The sequence below is a fragment of the Microbispora siamensis genome (assembly GCF_016863095.1).
Classification (GTDB): Bacteria; Actinomycetota; Actinomycetes; order Streptosporangiales; family Streptosporangiaceae; genus Microbispora; species Microbispora siamensis.
Genome location: NZ_BOOF01000141.1, coordinates 1 through 586 on the forward strand (window position 1 = coordinate 1; position 586 = coordinate 586).

The 586-nt window shown below is 70.3% G+C and carries 1 protein-coding gene; it reads left to right on the top strand.

Going from position 1 to position 586, the window contains the following annotated elements; all coding sequences use genetic code 11:
- Nucleotides 1-2 precede the first annotated feature (2 nt).
- On the top strand, nucleotides 3-586 hold a 584-nt coding region (locus Msi02_RS42830), incomplete at its 3' end, for a response regulator (RefSeq protein ID WP_204053417.1).

Genomic DNA, 586 nt, shown 5'->3' on the forward strand with positions numbered 1-586 from the left:
TGGTGGACGACCACGAGGTCGTACGGCGTGGTGTGGCGGCGTTGCTGGACGCCGAGGACGACATCGAGGTCGTCGGCGAGGCGGGGACGGCCGAGTCGGCCGTGGCCCGCATCCCCGCGCTGAAGCCGGATGTGGCGGTGCTCGACGTGCGCCTGCCCGACGGCAGCGGGGTGGACGTCTGCCGTGAGGTGCGCTCGAAGGTGCCGGGCCTGGCCTGCCTGATGCTGACCTCCTACGCCGACGACGAGGCGCTGTTCAACGCGGTCATGGCCGGGGCGGCCGGATACGTGCTCAAGCAGATCCACGGCTCGGACCTGGTCGGCGCGGTGCGCACGGTGGCCGGCGGACAGTCGCTGCTCGACCCGCAGACCACCGCCGCCATGCTGCACCGGCTGCGCGACCAGGCCACGAAGAAGGACCCGCTGGCCGCGCTGTCGGACCAGGAGCGGCAGATCCTCGAACTGATCGGCGAGGGCCTGACCAATCGCCAGATCGGCGAGCGGATGTTCCTGGCCGAGAAGACGGTCAAGAACTACGTGTCCAACCTGCTGAGCAAACTCGACATGCAGCGCCGCACCCAGGCCGC